This window comes from Microbacterium sp. 71-36 (assembly GCF_001898305.1).
Lineage (GTDB): Bacteria > Actinomycetota > Actinomycetes > Actinomycetales > Microbacteriaceae > Microbacterium.
This window is the reverse complement of record NZ_MKTP01000001.1, coordinates 75,663-91,549: the sequence shown is the minus strand read 5'-3', so window position 1 is coordinate 91,549 and position 15,887 is coordinate 75,663. Positions and strand designations below refer to the sequence as shown.

At 71.9% G+C, this 15,887-nt stretch carries 14 protein-coding genes and 1 tRNA gene; 6 read left to right on the top strand and 9 right to left on the bottom strand.

What is annotated here, in order from left to right; genetic code table 11:
- Positions 1-8: 8 nt before the first annotated feature.
- Positions 9-1,310: a M20/M25/M40 family metallo-hydrolase gene (locus BGO45_RS00430; RefSeq protein WP_292689885.1), complete on the bottom strand. Its 1,302-nt coding sequence runs from the start codon at positions 1,308-1,310 to the stop codon at positions 9-11.
- A gap of 138 nt (positions 1,311-1,448) precedes the next feature.
- Here BGO45_RS00430 and BGO45_RS00425 point away from each other — a divergent pair.
- Both BGO45_RS00425 and BGO45_RS00420 read left to right on the top strand, forming a co-directional pair.
- A tRNA-Leu gene (locus tag BGO45_RS00425) sits at positions 1,449-1,533 on the top strand.
- A gap of 146 nt (positions 1,534-1,679) precedes the next feature.
- On the top strand, positions 1,680-2,723 hold the full coding sequence (locus BGO45_RS00420) for a 2-oxoglutarate and iron-dependent oxygenase domain-containing protein (protein ID WP_292689883.1): 1,044 nt from the start codon (positions 1,680-1,682) through the stop codon (positions 2,721-2,723).
- A 196-nt stretch (positions 2,724-2,919) separates the two neighbouring features.
- Here the strand turns inward: BGO45_RS00420 and BGO45_RS00415 are convergent, their stop codons facing one another.
- On the bottom strand, positions 2,920-3,999 hold the full coding sequence (locus BGO45_RS00415) for a VIT1/CCC1 family protein (protein WP_292689880.1): 1,080 nt from the start codon (positions 3,997-3,999) through the stop codon (positions 2,920-2,922).
- Between the two features lie 171 nt (positions 4,000-4,170).
- Entirely contained in the window at positions 4,171-6,081 is a 1,911-nt protein-coding gene (locus BGO45_RS00410) for a DEAD/DEAH box helicase (protein ID WP_292689878.1), read from the bottom strand.
- A 271-nt stretch (positions 6,082-6,352) separates the two neighbouring features.
- Between BGO45_RS00410 and BGO45_RS00405 the strand changes: the two genes are divergently transcribed.
- Positions 6,353-7,210 carry an SGNH/GDSL hydrolase family protein gene (locus tag BGO45_RS00405; protein ID WP_076490567.1) on the top strand — a complete coding sequence of 286 codons (858 nt, stop codon included), beginning with the start codon at positions 6,353-6,355 and terminating at the stop codon, positions 7,208-7,210.
- 1 nt (position 7,211) lies between these two features.
- On the opposite strand, the gene BGO45_RS00400 is transcribed toward BGO45_RS00405, so the two are convergent.
- On the bottom strand, positions 7,212-8,018 hold the full coding sequence (locus BGO45_RS00400; RefSeq protein WP_292689876.1) for an RNA methyltransferase: 807 nt from the start codon (positions 8,016-8,018) through the stop codon (positions 7,212-7,214).
- A 72-nt stretch (positions 8,019-8,090) separates the two neighbouring features.
- Between BGO45_RS00400 and BGO45_RS00395 the strand changes: the two genes are divergently transcribed.
- Together BGO45_RS00395 and BGO45_RS00390 are read left to right on the top strand one after the other, a co-directional pair.
- A complete protein-coding gene (locus BGO45_RS00395; RefSeq protein ID WP_292689874.1) occupies positions 8,091-8,939 on the top strand; it encodes a Sir2 family NAD-dependent protein deacetylase in 849 nt (282 codons plus the stop codon).
- A 132-nt stretch (positions 8,940-9,071) separates the two neighbouring features.
- Positions 9,072-9,659, top strand: a complete 588-nt coding sequence (locus BGO45_RS00390) for a histidine phosphatase family protein (protein WP_076490570.1) — start codon at positions 9,072-9,074, stop codon at positions 9,657-9,659.
- Between the two features lie 11 nt (positions 9,660-9,670).
- Here the strand turns inward: BGO45_RS00390 and BGO45_RS00385 are convergent, their stop codons facing one another.
- The 5 genes from BGO45_RS00385 to pdhA all read right to left on the bottom strand — a co-directional run bounded on the left by BGO45_RS00385 (position 9,671) and on the right by pdhA (position 15,210).
- Complete coding sequence (locus BGO45_RS00385; RefSeq protein WP_076490571.1) at positions 9,671-10,138, bottom strand: MaoC family dehydratase; 468 nt, start codon at positions 10,136-10,138, stop codon at positions 9,671-9,673.
- Entirely contained in the window at positions 10,135-11,313 is a 1,179-nt protein-coding gene (locus BGO45_RS00380) for an acyl-CoA dehydrogenase family protein (RefSeq protein WP_292689869.1), read from the bottom strand. Before BGO45_RS00380 ends, BGO45_RS00385 begins: the two co-directional genes overlap by 4 nt.
- An 88-nt stretch (positions 11,314-11,401) precedes the next feature.
- Positions 11,402-12,925, bottom strand: coding sequence for a dihydrolipoamide acetyltransferase family protein (locus tag BGO45_RS00375; RefSeq protein WP_292689866.1), 1,524 nt, complete (start codon positions 12,923-12,925; stop codon positions 11,402-11,404).
- A 55-nt stretch (positions 12,926-12,980) separates the two neighbouring features.
- Positions 12,981-13,988, bottom strand: a complete 1,008-nt coding sequence (locus tag BGO45_RS00370) for an alpha-ketoacid dehydrogenase subunit beta (protein ID WP_292689864.1) — start codon at positions 13,986-13,988, stop codon at positions 12,981-12,983.
- Between the two features lie 58 nt (positions 13,989-14,046).
- Positions 14,047-15,210, bottom strand: coding sequence for a pyruvate dehydrogenase (acetyl-transferring) E1 component subunit alpha (gene pdhA / locus BGO45_RS00365; RefSeq protein WP_292689861.1), 1,164 nt, complete (start codon positions 15,208-15,210; stop codon positions 14,047-14,049).
- Positions 15,211-15,386: 176 nt separating this feature from the next.
- Here pdhA and BGO45_RS00360 point away from each other — a divergent pair, with 176 nt between their 5' ends.
- The gene (locus BGO45_RS00360; protein WP_076490574.1) at positions 15,387-15,860 is read left to right on the top strand and encodes an Lrp/AsnC family transcriptional regulator; all 474 of its coding nucleotides are present in this window, start codon (positions 15,387-15,389) and stop codon (positions 15,858-15,860) included.
- Positions 15,861-15,887: the final 27 nt, after the last annotated feature.

Below are 15,887 nucleotides of genomic sequence, written 5' to 3'. Positions count from 1 at the left end.
GTGTTCCTTCAGTACGTCCGGATGAGGTCGGCGAGAACTCGACGACCGAACTCGAGCGCGTCGACGGGGACGCGCTCATCCACACCGTGGAACATCCCGGTGAAGTCGAGATCGGACGGGAGTCGCAACGGCGCGAACCCGTAACCGGAGATTCCGAGGGAGGCGAGGGCCTTGTTGTCGGTGCCGCCGCCCATGAGGTACGGGATCACCGGGACCCCGGGGTCGTGGCGGGCGAGCTGTCCGACCATGGCATCCACGAGGTCGCCCGCGAACGGCACCTCGAGGCCGATGTCCTGATGGACGATCTCGACCTCGATGCCCGGACCGACGATGCGACGGATATCGGCGAGCGCCGCGTCCTCGGTGCCGGGCAGCACCCGCACGTCGATGAGGGCCTCGGCGCGATCGGGGATGACGTTGTGCTTGTATCCCGCCGTCAGGCCCGTGGGGTTGGTCGTCGTGCGGAGCGTCGAGCGCAGGAATCCGGATGCCGCGCCCGCGCGCTGCGCGAGGGCATCGGGGTCGCCGTCATCGACTCCGGTCAGCTCGGCCAACCCCGCGAGGAGCTGCGTCGTGGTGTCGGTCAGCCGGACGGGCCACTGCGTGCGCCCGAGCGCCGCGACGGCCTCCGCGACCGCGGTCACCGCGTTGTCGGGGTGCAACGCGCTGCCGTGGCCGGCGCGCCCCCGCGCCACGAGCTTGATCCAGAGGAGTGCTTTCTCGCCGACCTGCAGCAGGTACGCGCGGCGGTCGTCCACGGAGATCGAGTAGCCCCCGACCTCACTGATCGCCTCCGTCGCACCGGCGAACCATTCGGGGCGGTCGCGGACGACGAGAGCCGAACCCTCGACCCCGCCGTTCTCCTCGTCGGCGAAGAACGTGACGATGATGTCGCGCTCCGGCTGCTCCCCCGACCGCAGCACGTCAGCCGCGGCAGTGAGGATCATGGCATCCATGTCCTTCATGTCGACCGCGCCGCGGCCCCACAGGACGCCGTCGCGGATCTCGCCCGCGAACGGGTCGACGCTCCAGTCCTCGGCGACGGCGGGGACGACGTCGAGATGGCCGTGGAGGATGATCGCGGGCTTGTCGGGGTTGCGGCCCGGAATGCGCGTCGAGAGGTTGGTGCGGCGGTCGATCGGCTCGTAGTAGTCGACGTCCAGGCCGAGGGCCTCGAGGTACGCCCCCGCATACTCGGCGGCCTCGCGCTCGCCGCGGGACCGGCCGCCTCCGAAGTTCGTCGTGTCGAAGCGGATGAGGTCGGCGGCCACGCGGGCGACCTCGGGCGGGTCGGCGTCGTGCTCGGACATGCGCACTACGGTACCCGGACGCCGCCCCCTTCCCCGTCCACGCCGCAGCGGGACGCGCCCGGGCTGTCACCCCGGTTCGGGGGTGCGCCCCGGGCGTGGTAATGTCGTTCTTCGTTGCGAAAGCGACCAACACCCAATGCGCGGGTGGCGGAATAGGTAGACGCGCTAGCTTGAGGTGCTAGTGCCCGTATAGGGCGTGGGGGTTCAAGTCCCCCCTCGCGCACAGATGAGAAAGACCCCCGGGTTCATCCCCGGGGGTCTTTCTCGTTTCTGCGGGAGTGGGAGGGCTGCTCGACCCGTGACACCGGCGAAACGCCGACGTGACATCGCGGCCGTAGCGTCGAGGCATCCCGGAAGGATGGATGCCACATGTACCGGTTCCACGTTCCCACCATCGACATCTCCGCCTGGGTCGGCCGCGGCCCCGAAGCGGCCCGCGCGGCCGTGGTCGCGGCCGTCGACCATGCCTGCCGCACCGTCGGATTCATGCAGATCGTCGGGCACGGCGTGCCGGACCGCGTGATCGCCGACCTCGAAGACGCGCTCGACGGCTTCTTCGGGCTCTCCCTGGATGCCAAGAAGCGGTACGTCCGCCCGGCGGCGGAGAATCGCGGGTACACGCCACCCAAGAGCGAGTCGCTCAGCTACAGCCTCGGCATCGACCCGGTGACGCGGATGAACGACTTCTTCGAGGCGTTCAACGTCGGCACGTCATGGCGCGAGTACCCGGGGACGACCGCGACGGCGGCGGATTACGCCGAGAACACGTGGCCGGATGCGGTTCCCGCGTTCCGCCCGTCGGTCGAGACCTACTTCGACGAGGCGCGCCGTGTGGCGCGGACGCTCACCCAGATCTTCGCCGCGGCGCTGCGGGTGCCCGAGGACTCCCTCGATGCGCTCACCGATCACTCGATCGACGTGCTCAGGATGAACAACTACGCCCTGCCTCCGGGGTCGATCGAACTCGGCGCGGAGTTGACCGGGATGGGCGAGCACACCGACTTCGGTCTCGTCACGGTGCTGTGGGCCGACCGGGTCGCGGGTTTGCAGGTGCTGGGGCTCGACGGCTCGTGGAACGACGTCCTGCCCGCCGAGGGCGCGCTGCTGGTGAACATCGGCGACGTGGCCGCGCGCCTCACGAACGACAAGTGGCTGTCGACGCTGCACCGGGTGAAGCCACCGGTCATCGACGGGACCATCGAGCGGCGGCGGTCGGCCGCGTTCTTCCACGACGGCAACGCCGACGCGGTGGTGGGGGTGCTCCCTCACTTCGCGTCGCGCGAGTCTCCCGCGCTGTACGAGCCGGTGACGGTCGCGCAGCACATCGCGGCCAAGCTCGCGGGGTCCCGCGCGGGCCGGAAGAACGCGTCCGCGGTGCGCGAGGCGGCGCGGCTGACCGCGAGCCGCGGCTGAGCGCAGGCTCGGCGCAGCGCGGGTCGTAGCCCAGCGCGGCTGAGCGCGGGTCGTAGCGCAGCGCAGCTGAGCGCAGGCCCGGCTCCGCCCGGCATCCCGCGATGAACGCGATCCACGCCCAGAAACGCGGGGTCGTCCCGTTTCTCGTCGTGGATCGCGTTTATCGGGGAGGGAGGGGCGAGCGGATGCCGGGGCCTCAGGCCGCGGACACCCCGAACAGCAGACCCAGCACGTACGTCACGGCGGCGGCGCCGAAGCCGATCGCGAGCTGCCGCAGGCCGCGCTTGAGCGGCGAGGCGCCGGAGAGCAGGCCCACCATCGCACCGGTGCCGAGCAGGGCGACGCCCACGAGACCGAGGGCGAGCGCGACCGCCCCGACACCGCTCATGCCGAAGATCCACGGCAGCACCGGGATGATCGCGCCGGAGGCGAAGAACAGGAAGCTGGAGATGGCCGCGCCCCAGGCGCTCCCGACGACCTCGTGCGACGACTCCCCCGGTGCCGCGGCGGCCGGGGCGGTGCCGGCCTGGGCGGCGGTGACGACCTCGCGCGCCTTGGCCAGGGCCTCCTCGGCATCCATCCCCCGGGTGCGGTAGACGAGCGCGAGCTCGTTGGCATCCAGGTCGAGGTGCGGAATCGCCGCGTCGGCGAAGTCGCTCTCTTCGGTGGCCTCGAGGAGTTCGCGCTGCGAGCGCACGGACACGAACTCCCCCGCGCCCATCGACAGGGCGCCGGCGAGGAGACCGGCGATGCCGCTGAACAGCACGAAGCTCGGGGCGACGCCGGTGGCGCCGACGCCCATCACGAGCGCCAGGTTCGACACGAGTCCGTCGTTCGCCCCGAACACGGCGGCGCGGAACGTGCCGGACAGGCGCCGGCGTCCTCGGGCCGCGAGGCCGCGGACGACCTCGTGATGCACCTGCTCGTCGGCGGCCATCTGCGCGGTCGCGTACGGTTCGTCGGCGTAGGGCGAGCGGGCCTCGGCGTTCTGGGCGAGCGCGAGCACGAAGATCGAGCCGAAGCGGCGCGCCATCCAGGCCAGCAGCGTCGTGCCGAGGCCGGGCCGGGGAAGTCGATGCGGGGTGTCGCCGAGCAGGTCGATCCAGTGCTGTTCGTGGCGTCCTTCGGCCTCGGCGAGCGCGAGGAGGATCTCGCGTTCCTCGCCCGTGCGGCGGCTCGCGAGGTCGCGGTACACGCGGGCCTCGGCACGCTCGTCGACGAGATAGCGCGCCCAGCGGCGGCGGTCGCGGGCGGTGGGTGTGGCGGCGATCGTCACGGTTCTCCTTCGGGTCGCCCCCACGTTAGGCGGCGCGCACCCCTCCCCCGGGCGCGTCGGCCGATACTGACAGCATTTCGGGCCTCCGAAGCCCGGAACGACGCGGCTCCGGGGAACCGGATGCCAGCATTTCGGGGTCGCGAAACCACCCCGGCGGAGCAGGGCGAGGTCTCAGGACCGGACGCGTTTGCGCAGCACTTCGATGCGCGCCTGGAGCTGCGCGACCGTCGCGTGCGAGACGGCGGGTCCGCCGCAGATGCGGCGCAGTTCGGCGTGCACGAGACCGTGCGCCTCGCCGGTCCGGCGCGCGTAGAGCCCGACGAGGCTGTTGAGCAGCTGCCGTTGCTCTTTCAGGGTGCGGTGCAGCGGCTGCGGAAGTCCGCCCTCGTCGACGCCGGGCGGTTCTCGCCCGCTCTCCTTCTCTTTCGCCTCGCGCGAGGAGCGGTGCCGCGATTGGCGCGAGGCGCGGGTCATGAGCACCTCGTGCACCTGCTCGGGTTCGAGGAGCCCCGGGATGCCGAGGAACTCCTCCTCCTCCACCGTGCCGGGGACGGCGAGCTGGCCGAACTCCTGCCCGTCGAACAGCACACGGTCGAAGTGCGCGAGCGAACCGAGGGCCTGATACTCGAACTCCTGCTCGAGCGCATCGGACGCCTTGTCCTCGCGCTCGGCGGCGTCCATCATGTCTTCTTCGGCGTTCCACTGGTCTTCCGCGTCGCTGTCGCGGTCGAGGGCGTGGTCGCGCTGGGCCTCCATCTCCCCGGCGAGGGCGAGAAGCGGGGGGACGTTGGGGAGGAACACGCTCGCGGTCTCCCCTCGCCGGCGGGCGCGCACGAAGCGGCCGATCGCCTGGGCGAAGAACAGCGGCGTCGAGGCGCTCGTGGCGTACACGCCGACGGCGAGGCGCGGCACGTCGACGCCCTCGGACACCATGCGGACGGCGACCATCCACCGGCTCGTGCCCTTCGAGAACGTCTCGATGCGACTCGACGCCTCAGCCTCGTCGGAGAGGACCACCGTGACCTTCTCGCCGCTGATGTCCTCGAGGATCGTGGCGTAGGCGCGGGCCGCGGTCTGGTCGGTCGCGATGATGAGGCCACCGGCATCCGGGACCGTCTCGCGCACCTCGGTGAGGCGGCGGTCGGCGGACCGCAGGACCGCCGGGATCCAGTCGCCGTTGGGGTCGAGCGCGGTGCGCCACGCCTGCGAGGTGATGTCCTTGGTGTTGTCCTGCCCGAGCTGGGCCTCCATCTCTTCCCCGGCCTTGGTGCGCCAGCGCATCTGCCCGGCGTAGACGAGGAAGAAGACGGGGCGGACGACACCGTCGTCGAGCGCGCGCCGGTAGCCGTAGGCGTAGTCGGTGCGCGAGAGGCGGATGCCCTTGTCGTTCGGGTGGTACTCCACGAACGGGATGGGGGCGGTGTCGCTGCGGAACGGCGTTCCCGACAGCAGGAGCCGGCGCGTGGCGCGTCCGTACGCTTCGCGGAGCGCGTCGCCCCAGCTGAGCGCGTCGCCGCCGTGGTGCACCTCGTCGAGGATCACCAGGGTCCTGGCATCCATCGTCAGGCGCTGGTGCACCTCGGCCTTCACGGCCACCTGCGCGTACGTGACCGCGACGCCGTGGTACTGCCGTGACGGGGTGGCGTGCCGGTTGGAGAAGTACGGGTCGAGACGGATGCCGACCCGCGCCGCCGCCTCGGCCCACTGGGTCTTGAGGTGCTCGGTGGGGGCCACGACGACGATGCGGTCGACGACGCGGCGACGCATGAGTTCGGATGCGAGGCGGAGGGCGAAGGTCGTCTTACCGGCGCCGGGGGTGGCGGCGGCGAGGAAGTCGCGGGGGCCCTTGCCGACCCCGTCGGGTCCGTCGGAGCCGAAGTACTGGTCGAGCGCCTCGGCCTGCCACGCGCGGAGGCGCTGGGCGGTGCCCCACGGGGCGCGCTGCGGGAACGAGGGCGAGAGATGCTCGGCGGCGAAGCTTCCGAAGTGGTGCTCGTCGGCGGAGTCACCGAAGGAGAGTTCGGACTCGGCCGCGTCGGAGGTGTCCGGGAGGGCTGATGCGCGGGCTTCTTCTTCCAGCATCGAACCTCCTTCCCTCGCGAGCGCGAACATCCACGATAGGCGAGATCGCGGAGGTGCGGTGGCCGCCTGGGGAGCGTTCCGCGACACCATCAGCGATAAACGCGATCGGCGACCAGAAACGTGCCGCCGTCCCGTGTTTCGCCGTGGATGCCGTTTATCAGGACAGAGTGAGACGGCGAGCAGGGCGGCCCCGCCGGGCGCAGCGGAGAGGGGTACGGGCAGGCCCCTTGCCGTGTCGGAGGGCGGGGTTAGCCTGGAGGCGGAGGTTTCGATGACACTCGATCCGCACTCGCCCGCTCCGTCTCCGTCCGACAACGCCGGCCCGCATCCCTGGCGCCGCTTCGTCGCCCTCGGCGACTCCTTCACCGAGGGGATCGGCGACCCCCTGCCCGACGGCGGACACCGCGGCTGGGCCGACCGTGTCGCCGAGGTCCTGGCATCCCAGGTCGACGACTTCGCGTACGCCAACCTCGCCGTGCGCGGGAAGCTGATCGGCCAGATCGTCGCCGACCAGATCGAACCGGCGTTGGCGCTGAAGCCCGACCTCATCACGTTCTCGGCGGGCGGCAACGACGTCATCCGCCCCGGCACCGACCCCGACGTGGTGTCGCAGCAGTTCGAGGATGCCGTCGTGCGGCTGCGCCGCGACGGCGCGACGCTCGTCGTGTTCACCGGGATCGACACCGAGTTCACGCCGGTGTTCCGCGGCATCCGCGGCAAGGTCGCGATCTACAACGAGAACATCCGCTCGATCGCCGACCGCTACGACTGCATCGTCGCGAACCAGTGGGGGCTGAAAGAAGTGCAGGACATGCGCTTCTTCGACGACGACCGCCTCCACTACAACACCCTCGGCCACCACGAGGTCGCCCGGATGGTGCTGCGCGCACTCAACGTCCCCAACGAGCTGCAGCCGATGCAGCCCGAGGCCCTGCCGCCGACGACGTGGCGCGCCGCACGCGAGAAAGACCTCGTCTGGGCCCGCGCCTACCTCGTGCCGTGGGTGCTGCGGCGTCTGCGCCACGAATCGTCGGGCGACCATATCCAGCCCAAGCGCCCCGAGCCGCTGCCCGTGGTGACCCTCGCCCCGGGCCGGGATGCCGCGGCCTCGCGCGGGACGCAGGTCTGAGTCAGCGCAACCCGCGCCCCAGTTCCCACAGCGCCACCGCGCTCGCGGCGGCGACGTTGAGCGAGTCCACTCCCCCGGCCATCGGGATCGTCACGACCGTGTCGGCGGCGGCGAGCGCCCCGCGGCTCAGCCCGTCGCCCTCGGCGCCCATCAGCAGTGCCACCCGCTCGTGCCCGGCCGCGGCGAACGCGTCGAGGGTGACGGCGTCCTCGGCGAGCGCGAGGGCGGCGAGGTGCAGCCCCGCGTTCTGGAGCAGCGGCTTGGCCTCCGGCCACTCGGGCAGCCGCGTCCACGGCACCTGGAACACCGTTCCCATGCTCACCCGCACGCTCCGGCGGTAGAGGGGGTCGGCGCAGCGCGGGGTGACGAGCACGGCGTCGGCGCCGAGGGCCGCCGCCGAACGGAACGCGGCGCCGACGTTGGTGTGGTCGACGATGTCCTCGAGCACGACCACGAGCCGGGCGCCCGCGACGACGTCGGCGACGGATGCCAGGACGGGCCGGTGCATGGATGCCAGCAGCCCCCGGTGCACGGTGTATCCCGTCACCTGTTCCGCGACCTCGGCCGGAACGACGTAGATCTCGGCATCCTCGCCGGCGAGGGCGAGCGCGTCGTCGAGGAATTTCTCCTGAACGAGCACGGAGCGCGGACGATGACCGGCGCGCAGCGCCCGATCCAGTACCTTGGCGGACTCCGCGATGTACAGCCCGCCCGCGGGCTCCGACACCCGCCGCAACGACACGTCGGTGAGGTCGCGGTAGTCCGCCAGTCGGGGGTCGGTGGCGGCGTCGATGGAGATCACGGGCATCGTCCCACTCTGCCAGCACCCCGGACGACGGTGCCCGCGGGCGGTCCTAGACTCGATCCGACGGAGGTGGGTATGACGGACACGACGAAGGATGCCGAGACCCTGGCATCCATCGATCGAGCCGTCGAAGTGCTCGCCGGTCGGCGCGTGGCCGTGCTCACCGGCGCCGGGGTGTCCACGGACTCGGGGATCCCCGACTACCGCGGCAAGGGCGCGCCGACGCGGACGCCGATGACGGCGCAGCAGTTCCTCGCCAACGCCGACGCGCGTCGTCGGTACTGGGTGGGCAGCCACCTCGGGTGGAAGGTGTTCGCCGCCGCCGAGCCGAACGACGGTCACCGTGCGCTCGCCGCGCTCGAGAACGCGGGCGTCTCCAACGGCGTCATCACGCAGAACGTCGACGGGCTCCACGTCCGCGCGGGCAGCCACCGGGTCGTCGAGCTGCACGGCACGATGCGGCGGGTGGGGTGCCTGCACTGCGGTCAGGTGTTCGACCGGCGCGATCTCGCGGCCCGCGTCGAGGCCGACAACCCGTGGATCTCACTTCCCGAGAACGTCGAGCTCGGCCCCGACGGTGACGTCACCCCGGCTTCGGCCGAGGGATTCATCGTCCCGGTGTGCTCGGTGTGCGGGGGCACGCTGAAACCCGACGTGGTGTTCTTCGGCGAGTACATCCCGGTCGAGAAGTTCCGCGAGGCCGAGCAGCTCGTCCACGCGAGCCAGGCGCTCGTCGTCGCGGGGTCCTCGCTGGTCGTGAACAGCGGCATCCGCCTGGTCGAGCGCGCGCGGCGCCGCCGCCTCCCCGTCGTCATCATCAACCGCGGCGCGACCCGAGCCGACCAGCGGGCCGCGGTGAAGATCGACGCGGGCACCAGCGATGTGCTGAACATCTTCGCCCAACGCCTGCCGGGCCTGCTCTGAACGTCGGACACCGCCGCGGGCACCAGCCACGTGCTCAGCGTCTTCACCCAACGCCTGCCGGGCCTGCTCTGAACGTCGGACACCGCCGACCCTCACGGCGACCCTTCCGGTAGCCGCGGGTAGGCTCGAACGGTGACGATCCTCACCCTCGTACGCCACGGCGAGACCGACTGGAATGCCGGCGGACGCGTCCAGGGCTCGACCGACATCCCCCTCAACGACACCGGGCGGCTCCAGGCCCGCGGTGTCGCCGAGACGCTGGCCGCCGAAAACGCCGGGCGCGAGGTCATCGTCGTCTCGAGCGACCTGTCGCGCGCGGCCGAGACCGCCGACATCGTCGCGGCAGCTCTCGGCACCACGGTGCGACGCCGTCTCCCGGGCCTGCGCGAGCGGTCCTACGGCGACGCCGAGGGGATGGACGCGCAGACGTTCGCCGAGACGTACGGCCCGTGGCACGCGGCCGAGGTGCCGGGTGCCGAGGCCTGGCCCGCCGTCCGTGAGCGTGCGCTCGCCGCGATCGCCGACGCGGTCGCCGAGGCTCCCGACGGAGTGGACGTCATCGCGGTCGCGCACGGCGCCCTCATCCGCGAGGTCATCATGCACGCCACCGACGGTGAGTTCCCGCGCGTCGGCGAGCGTCTGCCGAACTGCTCCGCCACCGTCTTCCGCCTGGACGGCGAGGGGTGGGAGATGCTGGCCTACGCCGGCGTCGCGAACTGACCGTCAGCGCTTCATCCCGCTGATTCCTTCGACCAGACCAGCACCGTTCGGGTCGCGGTCGCCACCACCTCGTCGTTCTGCGAACGGCCGGTGTGTGCGAGCACGACCACGCCCTGACCGGGACGCGACGCCGACGGACGCACCGACACCACCTCCGTCTCCGCGGTGAGGGTGTCCCCCACGAACAGCGGCGCGGGGAAGCTCACATCGCTGAGGCCCAGCTGCGCCACGAGCGTCCCCTGGGTGAGCTGCGCCACCGAGAGCCCGACGAGCGTGGACAGCGTCCACATCGAGTTCACCAGGGGCCGGCCGAACGGCTGGGTCGCCGCGTACGCGGCATCCAGGTGGAGGGCCTGCGCGTTCATCGTGAGGGTCGTGAACAGGACGTTGTCGGCGTCGGTGACGGTGCGCCCAGGTCGGTGACCGTAGCGCTCACCGACGACGAACTCCTCCAGATACAGGCCCCGCTGCTCGATCATGCGGCAACGGTACTCCCGACCAGGCCGAGCGCCCGCGAGATCACCATCAGCTGCACCTCGGTCGTGCCCTCACCGATCTCGAGGATCTTCGAGTCGCGGTAGTGCCGTGCCACGGGGTACTCGTTGATGAAGCCGTTGCCGCCGAAGATCTGCGTCGCGTCCCGGGCGTTGGCCATGGCCGCGTCGCTCGCGGTCATCTTCGCCACCGCCGCGTCCACCGCGAAGGGCTTGCCGGCGTCGCACAGGCGTGCCGCGTGCACCCACGCCAGTCGCGCGGTGTGGACCCGCGCGTGCATCCGCGCGAGCAGGAACTGCACGTTCTGCTTCGTCGACAGCCGCTCGCCGAACACGGTGCGGCTGCGGGCGTAGTCCACCGCCGCTTCGAGGCATCCCTCGGCTGCACCCGTCGCCAGGGCCGCGATCGCCACGCGGCCTTCGTCCAGGGTGCGCAGGAAGTTCTTGAACCCCTGCCCGCGCTCGCCGAGCAGGTTCGCCGCGGGAACCCGCGCGGCGTCGAAGGTGAGCGGGTGGGTGTCGGAGGCATTCCACCCGACCTTGTCGTACGCCGCCCCGACGGTGAACCCGGGGGTGCCGCGGGGCACGATGATCGTCGAGATCTCGGGGCGCTCCCCGCTGCGGTCCGTGACCGCGGTGACGGCGACGTAGCTGGTGATGGCGGTCCCGGAGTTGGTGATGAACTGCTTCGACCCGTCGATGACCCACTCGTCGCCGTCGAGCCGCGCGGTCGTGCGCGTCGCACCGGCGTCGCTGCCGGCCTCGGCCTCGGTGAGCCCGAACCCGGCGAGCGCGCGCCCGGCGACCAGGTCGGGCAGATACTCCGCCTTCTGGGCGTCGCTGCCGAACCGGTACAGCGGCATCGCGCCGAGTCCCACACCGGCTTCGAGCGTGATGGCGAGGGACTGGTCGACACGGGCGATCGCCTCGATCGCCACGCACAGGGCCGCGTAGTCGCCGCCCTGCCCCCCGACCTCCTCCGGGAACGGCAACCCGAACAGGCCCAGGTCGCCCATCTGGGCGACGATGTCGAGCGGCAGTTCGTGGGCGCGGTCCGCCTCGTAGGAGCGCGGCGCGATCACCTCGTCGGCGAACTCGCGCACCATCCCGGCGAGCTCGCGCTCGTCGTCGGTGAAGGCCTGCTGGCTGTCGATGCTCACGGGGATCCTCCTGGGGATCGAAGGGGCGGATGCCGCGGACGCGGCGGAACGGACGGGGCGGGGTGGAGGGGGCGAGGCGGGGCGCACGTCAGCGCAGGAGCATCGCCCTCCCCGGTTCGCGCAGGACACCGGCGACGTCGGTGAGGAAGCGCGCGGCCTCGGCCCCGTCGACGAGCCGATGGTCGAACGAGAGGCTGAGGGTCAGCACGTCTCTCAGCGCGATCCCGCCCTGGTGCTCCCACGGGGTGCGGCGCACCGCTCCGACGGCGAGGATGCCGGCCTCGCCCGGATTGAGGATCGGGGTACCGGCATCCACGCCGAAGACGCCGACGTTGGTGATCGAGAACGTCCCGCCCGTCATGTCGGCCGGGGCCGTGCGTCCGGCGCGGGCGGTCGCCGCGAGCTCGGCGATGGCGTCGGCGAGGTCGACGAGCGGCAGCGTGTCGGCGTCGCGGATCACCGGCACCACCAGACCCCGGTCGGTCGCCGCCGCGATGCCGAGGGTGACGAAGTGGTGCTCGACGATCTCGCCGGCCTCCTCGTCCCACCGGGAGTTGAGCGCGGGGGTGCGGCCGAGCGCCAGGCACACGGCCTTCGCCACGATCGCCAGCACGCCGATGCGGTGCCCGTCGAGGGCCCGATCGGTCTTGAGCGAGGCGAGCAGATCGGTGGTCGCGGTGACGTCGAGGGTGAGGAACGTCGTGGCGTGCGGCGCGGTGAAAGCGCTGCGCACCATCGCGGCGGCGGTGTGCTTGCGCACGCCGCGGATCGGAGTGCGCGTGGTGCGCGGACCGGTGGAGACAGCCGGGGGGACCGTCGACGCGAGGGGAACGGGGTCGGCGCGCGGGGCTCGCGACCGCGACGCGTCAGCCGGGGCGACCGTCGACGTGAGGGAGAACGGACCTGCGTGCGCCGGTTCCGTCGTGGATGCCATGCGCGCGGCGAACTCCTCGACGTGCGCCCGCGTCACGAGGTCGCCGGGGTGGGTGGCGGCGACGAGGTCGAGATCGACGCCGAGGTCTTTCGCGAGCTTGCGGACCGGCGGTGTGGACCGGGGACGTTCGAGGACCGGCTCGGCCGCGGTCGCGGGGACGACGTCGTGCGGCGCCGACCGGTGCACCGCCTGTTCGATGTCGAGCGTGCCGGGCGTCCCGGCGGTGCGGGCGCGGCGGCGCGGACGGGTCCCGGGTGCCGGCGCGGCACCGTAGCCGACGAGGTTCGGCGTCGCCGCGGGCGCCGCCGGTTCCGCCGTGCGGAGTTCGTCGGCGACACGCCGTTCGCCGCCCTCGGGGACCGGTGTGTCGGCCACGGACTCCGCGGGTCGGCCCGCGGCCCCGGCTGCGGTCGGACCCGCAGGGGCCGCCGGGTCGGTCTCACCCACCGCGAACGACACGAGGGGCGACCCGACGGCGACGACGTCTCCGGCGGCGGCGTGGAGACCGCGCACGGTCCCGGCGTAGGGCGACGGGATCTCCACGACCGCCTTGGCCGTCTCGACCTCGGCGATCGTCTGGTTGAGGGTCACCTCGTCGCCCTCGTCGACGAGCCATTGCACGATCTCTGCCTCGGGCAGCCCCTCGCCGAGATCGGGCAGCAGGAATTCGGCGATCATCGCACGTCTCCCGTCGGGGTCGAGGTCGTCCTGCGGGAGGCGCGGTGTTCGGCGATCATCGCGCCACCTCCCGGTCACCGCTCCGCTCGAGCACGGCATCCACCGCGTACAGGAGACGATCGATGTCGGGCACGTGGTGCTTCTCGAGCTTCGACGGCGGGTAGGGGATGTCGTGCCCCGTCACGCGCTCGGGCGGCGCCTCGAGATGGTGGAAGCAACGTTCGGTGATGCTCGCGACGATCTCGGCGCCGAGCCCCGCCTGCCGGGCCGCTTCGTGCGCCACGACGACCCGGCCGGTCTTGCGCACGGAGGCGGCCACCGTGGTGAGGTCCATGGGCGACAGCGACCGCAGGTCGATCACCTCGAGCGAGATCCCTTCGTCCTCCGCGGCGAGCGCGGCGTCCAGCGCCGTGCGGACGAGCGCTCCGTACGTGACGATCGTCGCGTCCGTTCCTTCGCGGGCGACGCGGGCGAGGTGCAGGGGCGGGGCGTCGGCGAGGTCGGCATCCAGATCGACCTCCCCCTTGGAGTGGTAGAGACGCTTGGGCTCGAAGAAGACGACCGGGTCATCGGATGCCACGGCCTGCCGCAGCATGACGTACGCGTCCTGCGGGGTGCTGGCGGCGACCACCCGCAGCCCGGCGGTGTGGGCGAAGTACGCTTCGGGCGACTCGGAGTGGTGCTCGGCGGCCCCGACTCCCCCGGCCCACGGGATGCGGATGACCATCGGCATCCGGATCCGGCCGTTGCTGCGGTAGTGGAGCTTGGCCACCTGGCACACGATCTGGTCGAACGCCGGGTACACGAAGCCGTCGAACTGGATCTCGACGATCGGGCGGTAGCCGCGCAGGGCGAGGCCGACGGCCGTGCCGACGATGCCCGCCTCGGCGAGCGGGGTGTCGACGACGCGCTGAGCGCCGAAGCGCTGCTGCAACCCGTCGGTGACCCGGAAGACCCCGCCGAGTCTGCCGATGTCCTCTCCCATGAGCAGGACCCGGTCGTCGTCGGCGAGGGAACGGGCGAGTCCCGCGTTGATCGCGGCGCCCATCGTGAGCGCGGTCATTCGAGTCCCTCCCCTGCCGACGTGCGGACGCGGGTGGCGACGTCCTTCCGATCGATGCTCATCGTGCGTCCTCCGTCGCGAATCCGGCGAGGTACTGCGCGTAGTCCGCCTTCTGCTGGGCCAGGGCCGCGTGGGGCTCGGCGTAGACGTGGTCGAACACCGTCTCGGGGGCGCGGGTGGTCGCGCCGATGCACGCGGCACGGACCTCCGCGGCGAGGGTGTCCGCGGCCGCCGCGACCTCGGCGAGGGCGGAGTCGTCGAGCACTCCCTCGGCGCACAGGTACGCCTCGAAGCGGGCGATCGGGTCGCGCTGCGCCCAGCTGTCGACCTCCTCCGACGTGCGATAGCGGGTGGGGTCGTCCGAGGTGGTGTGGGGGCCCATCCGGTAGGTCACCGCCTCGAGGAAGGAGGGGCCCTCGCCTCGGCGGGCACGGTCGAGCGCCCAGCGCATCGCGGCGACGCAGGCGAGCACGTCGTTGCCGTCGACCCGCAGACTCGGGATGCCGAAGCCCGGAGCGCGACCCGCGATGGGGTACTTCGTCTGCACGGTGACCGGCTCGGAGATCGCCCACTGGTTGTTCGAGCACACGAACACGACGGGCGCCCGGAACGTGGAGGCGAAGACCATCGCTTCGTTGACGTCGCCCTGGCTGGTCGCCCCGTCGCCGAAGTAGGCGACGGCGACGTCGTCGGAGTCGTCGCGCTGCGCCCCCATCGCCCATCCGGTGGCGTGGAGCGTCTGCGCCCCGATGATGATCTGCGGCGGGGCCGCGTTGATCGTGGTGTGGTCGTACGCGGAGTGCTCTTCGCCGCGCCAGGCCAGGACGTAGCCCTCGGGCCGGGCGCCGCGGGCCAGCAGCACGCCGTGCTCGCGGTAGCTGGGGAAGACGAAGTCACCGGCGGCGAGCGCGTGGGCGGTGCCGATCTGGACGGCCTCCTGGCCACGACACGGGGCCCACAGCGCGAGCTGGCCCTGACGCTGGAGGGCGACGCCCTCGGCGTCGAGGCGACGGGTCAGGACCATGTCGCGGTGGAGGGCGCGCAGTTCGTGCGGCGAGAGGTCGGTGATCCAGGGGTCGAGCACGGCGTCGGGCACGCGGGTCCCGTCCGGTTCGAGCACGCGGACGACGTCGTCGACGTCTCCGACGCTCGCGCGGGGGGCGTCCGCCGGGGTTCCGGGGGCGGCCGGTCCGTGGTCGGGCTGGGTCTGGGTGTACGTCATCGTCATCCCTCCAGGTGCGGCCCGCGATCCTCGTGGGAGCGGGGGCGATCCGGGTGCCGGCGGCGTCGCCGACAGGGCCGACCGTACGCGTGGCGGGCAAGGCGCTCAAGACCTCCGCCGCAGGTTCAGCAATGTGCGCATTGCGGAGACCTGGCGTCCTGCTAATGTTTCGCACCATGACCAAACTCGACGCGGTCGACCTCGACCTCCTCCGCGCCCTGTCCCACGACCCGCGCGCCACCGTCGTCGCGCTCGCCGAGAAGCTGGGGCTCTCGCGCAACACCGTCCAGGCGCGCATGAGCCGCCTCGAGAAGAGCGGGGTGTTCCTCGCGTTCGAGCGCACCCTGTCGGCCGAGGCGCTGGGCTTCCCGATCGAGGCGTTCCTGCAGGTGACGGTGCGGCAGGCGGAGCTCCCGGCGATCCGCGAGGCGCTCGCTCAGGTGCCCGAGGTGCTGCAGGCGCACGGTCTCAGCGGTCAGGTCGACCTCCTCGTGCGAGTGGCCTGCCGCGACACGCAGCATCTGTTCGACACCGACGCGCGGATCCTCTCGATCGAGGGCGTCGAGCGCACCGAGACCTCCCTCGTCATGGGAGAGGTCATCGGCTACCGCGTGGGCCCGCTGATGAACCTGGCGCGCGAACGACTGTAGGGCCCCGTCGACCGCCGCCGGCTCGCG

Bases quoted from the DNA above. Each gene is read 5' to 3' on its own strand.
- BGO45_RS00430 (WP_292689885.1), bottom strand. From the start codon at position 1,310: ATGTCCGAGCACGACGCCGACCCGCCCGAGGTCGCCCGCGTGGCCGCC.
- BGO45_RS00420 (WP_292689883.1), top strand. From the start codon at position 1,680: ATGTACCGGTTCCACGTTCCCACCATCGACATCTCCGCCTGGGTCGGC.
- BGO45_RS00410 (WP_292689878.1), bottom strand. From the start codon at position 6,081: ATGCTGGAAGAAGAAGCCCGCGCATCAGCCCTCCCGGACACCTCCGAC.
- BGO45_RS00405 (WP_076490567.1), top strand. From the start codon at position 6,353: ATGACACTCGATCCGCACTCGCCCGCTCCGTCTCCGTCCGACAACGCC.
- BGO45_RS00400 (WP_292689876.1), bottom strand. From the start codon at position 8,018: ATGCCCGTGATCTCCATCGACGCCGCCACCGACCCCCGACTGGCGGAC.
- BGO45_RS00395 (WP_292689874.1), top strand. From the start codon at position 8,091: ATGACGGACACGACGAAGGATGCCGAGACCCTGGCATCCATCGATCGA.
- BGO45_RS00385 (WP_076490571.1), bottom strand. From the start codon at position 10,138: ATGATCGAGCAGCGGGGCCTGTATCTGGAGGAGTTCGTCGTCGGTGAG.
- BGO45_RS00375 (WP_292689866.1), bottom strand. From the start codon at position 12,925: ATGATCGCCGAATTCCTGCTGCCCGATCTCGGCGAGGGGCTGCCCGAG.
- BGO45_RS00370 (WP_292689864.1), bottom strand. From the start codon at position 13,988: ATGACCGCGCTCACGATGGGCGCCGCGATCAACGCGGGACTCGCCCGT.
- pdhA (WP_292689861.1), bottom strand. From the start codon at position 15,210: ATGACGTACACCCAGACCCAGCCCGACCACGGACCGGCCGCCCCCGGA.
- BGO45_RS00360 (WP_076490574.1), top strand. From the start codon at position 15,387: ATGACCAAACTCGACGCGGTCGACCTCGACCTCCTCCGCGCCCTGTCC.